This is a genomic window from Rhizobium sp. ERR 1071 (assembly GCF_007828675.1).
GTDB classification, from domain to species: domain Bacteria; phylum Pseudomonadota; class Alphaproteobacteria; order Rhizobiales; family Rhizobiaceae; genus Rhizobium; species Rhizobium dioscoreae.
On sequence record NZ_VITM01000026.1, the window covers coordinates 1 to 3,147 of the forward strand.

Sequence of the window (3,147 nt, forward strand, 5' to 3'; positions counted from 1 at the left end):
GTGAGCGCGATGAACAGCCCACTGCTTTCGGCGTTGACGGGATCGCAAAGCGCTTTCTTTCAGAACTTCTGCTTTGCCCGCTTCGGCATAAAGTAGGTTCGGATATTGACGAGTGCTTCGGCCACGGCAGCAGCATCCTGGCGGGTCGCTTTCCGTTTTGTCTCGCCGAGCTTGCGGATAGGCGCGATGATATCGCCCGTGACGGCATGACCTCGAAGCACGGGCTGCCAAAGCTTTGGCGCGTACCCGGTTCCCAGCAGAAAGCAGAGGTCCCAATCGAATGGATCAAAGGTCTGATCATCAATCCTGGTGAACCTGGGCCGGTGGTCTTTCGGTGTTTCGGAAAGGCTCGCCGAGATGCGGTTATATTCCGCAACGATCGTCTGTACGGCCTGATGTTCTGTTGTCTCCATCGGCAGGTTCAGCGCGTCCGGACCGGTCAGTTCCGGGATCCATTTGCGTGGGTCGATGAACTTGGGACCGATGATGAGAGCCGTAAGATAACCATCGAGACCGCTCATTGACCAGATTGGCGATGCTGGACGACGTCCCCTGATAAAGGCTTCGAACGCCTTGTCATCGAGCTTCGGTCGTGCGGTCGTCTCTTGGCTGTTCAATGTCATGCCGCCCGTCGCTCCTGCTCTGTCATCGCCTCGCGCTCAGCCTTCCAGTTCCAAGGGAGGAGACTTTCCATTTCGCTGGCTTTCACCTTGCCGGAGATGATGCGCTCCAGCACATCGGCAAGCCAGGCTTCGGGGTCCACACCATTCAATTTACAGGTGTTGACGAGCGATGCGAGGACCGCGAAGGTCTTGCCACCGCGCTCGTTGCCCACGAACAACGAATTCTTCCTCGTCAGGGCCACGGATTTCATCGAGCGCTCGACGACATTGGAGTCCACTTCGATCCGGCCATCCTCCAGGAAGGCTGCCAGCCCGCTCCAGTGATTGAGCGTGTAGGTGACGGCCTTGCCAAGCGCCGATTTCGCCGACACCTCGTCGCTCAGTTCGGTGAGATGGACCTTCAGTTCTCTCATGATAGGAGCTGCCTTGCGGCGCCTCACGACGAGCCGCATATCGGCACTTTCGCCGCGCAGTCTCGCTTCGATCCGATAGAGCTCGGCAATCCTGGCAAGGATCGACAGCGCTTCCGAGGAGCCGGTCAGCTTGACGACCTCGACGAACTTGCGCCGCGCATGGGCAAGGCAGAAGGCGAGCCGCATCGGGGCGACATTGCTCTTCCCCCGGCGCTTGGCCATGGTCTTATATGCTTGGTATCCATCGACCTGAAGGACGCCGGCAAACGACGACAATTGCCCCTCGACCTCGCGAGCGCTGCGGCTTTCGGCAAAGATATAGGCAACTGCCGGCGGCGCCGGACCTTTCCATGGCCGATCGTCGACCGCCTGCGCCCAAAGTTGGCAGACCTTGGTTCGCTTACGCCCCGGATCAAGCCGCGGGAGCGGCGTCTCGTCACAGAATACCCTTGGCTGGGAGCGGATGAAGGCAAGCAGCGCGTCATAGAGAAGCTCAAGCCACCAGGCGACCCGCGTCACCCAGGCCCCGAGCGTGCCTCGATCGATGATCACGCCGCAGGAGGCCAGCATCTGGGCCTGGCGATGCAGCGGCAAATGCCAGGCGAACTTCGAGACGGCGACATGGGCTGCAAAGGCCGTGGTCACCATGCCGCCATCCATCACGCGTGCCGGCGCGGGCGCCTGCGCAACAACGCTTTCGCAGGCCCGGCATGCATAGCGCGGCCGGATCGTCCGTTTGACCCGGACAACCGCGGGCACGATGTCGAGCGCCTCGCTGACGTCCGTGCCGATGCAATGCAGTTCGAACGAACAGCAGGGGCAAGTCTTGCTCTCCGGCTCGATGACCTCGTCATAACGCGGAAGGTGCTTGGGCAAGCGGCCGATATTACGGGCTGCCGATCGCCGTGCCTGCGTTTTGTCTTCATCGACCGGCGCGACATCATCATTGGCAGCAACGGGAACGTCGCTCACATCGCCAAGGTCGAGCATTGCCTGTGTTGGATCGATGATCGTCATCTTCTCCGATTTCGGCCCAAAGAGTTGGCCCTCGAGGAAGGCGACGCGCGCTTTGAGATCGGCATTCTCTTCGTCGAGCGAGAGAATGATCCGGGTCAATTGCGCAGCATCCTGGGGCAAGGGATCGGGTCGAAGCGGCATGACAGACCCTACCATATGAGCCTGAATCTTCAAGCAAAACCAATAGGATCAGCCTACTTTCAATGGGCGTTTCACCGGGTTCTGCTTCACCCTTGTCCAGTCAATACCGGCAACCAAAAGCGAGAACTCTTCGCGCGTCATCTGCATGGCGCCATCGCGGATCGGTGGCCAAACGAACTTCCCGCTTTCCAACCATTTCGTTGCCAGGATCATCCCTGATCCATCCCAGTAAATGCAGCGAAGCCGATCCAGACGCTTGGCGCGGAACACGAACACGTCGCCGCAATAGGGATCGGCCGCAAGGGCTGACGCCACCAAAGCCACCAGGCCATTCATGCCGCGCCGGAAGTCGACAGGTTGCGTCGCAACCATGATCTTCACGCCATTTGGCGAAACTCCGATCACCGGCGCCCTCGCAACGCCGCCACCATCGCTTGTGCCAGCTCAGGCGCTACCGAGCCGATAACTGTCATGCGCGCGCCAGCAATCTCGATCTCAACTCGACCAGCGGTAACGAGCTCGACATCCGACAGCGAGTCCTGGCGTGCCGTTCGATCGCCAACCACCGTCACGGGCACGAACATCGCCTGCTGCGCGCAGGTCTTGGCAGAGCGACGAGAGGTTAGTCCAGCTTCCCGACGCCAGACGTTCAGCAAGCCGCGATTGACGCCCCAGCGCCGGGCAACGGCCGAGATGTTCACGTCGGGTTCTGCGCTTTCCGCAACGATCCGCGCCTTCTCCTCGTCAGTCCAATTCCGCCGCTGCCGCCGACCGGTGATCACCTCGATCCGACGATACTTTCCCTCATGCCTGGCTTCATGCATGCCTTCATCCATGACTTCAAGCATGGCATCAGCGCGATCTCCAACCATTCCATTCCGCTCCTATCGATGAAGAAGCTTATCTCGCGGCCTCAATCTCAAAAGGAAAGGTGGGGTCTTCGTCGCGCTCAC

The 3,147-nt window shown here is 60.1% G+C and carries 4 protein-coding genes; all 4 read right to left on the minus strand.

Annotated features, from left to right (window positions below; translation table 11 throughout):
* Positions 1-59: 59 nt before the first annotated feature.
* From FBZ99_RS32875 to tnpA, 4 genes are read right to left on the minus strand one after another with little or no spacing between them, the layout of a single operon-like run.
* On the minus strand, positions 60-623 hold the full coding sequence (locus FBZ99_RS32875; protein WP_145637456.1) for a UPF0149 family protein: 564 nt from the start codon (positions 621-623) through the stop codon (positions 60-62).
* Complete coding sequence (gene tnpC, locus FBZ99_RS32880; protein WP_145637458.1) at positions 620-2,194, minus strand: IS66 family transposase; 1,575 nt, start codon at positions 2,192-2,194, stop codon at positions 620-622. Before tnpC ends, FBZ99_RS32875 begins: the two co-directional genes overlap by 4 nt.
* 48 nt (positions 2,195-2,242) lie before the next feature.
* On the minus strand, positions 2,243-2,599 hold the full coding sequence (gene tnpB / locus FBZ99_RS32885) for an IS66 family insertion sequence element accessory protein TnpB (RefSeq protein ID WP_025669532.1): 357 nt from the start codon (positions 2,597-2,599) through the stop codon (positions 2,243-2,245).
* Entirely contained in the window at positions 2,596-3,066 is a 471-nt protein-coding gene (gene tnpA, locus FBZ99_RS32890; RefSeq protein ID WP_145637460.1) for an IS66-like element accessory protein TnpA, read from the minus strand. The genes tnpB and tnpA overlap by 4 nt, the downstream gene beginning before the upstream one ends.
* Positions 3,067-3,147 lie beyond the last annotated feature (81 nt).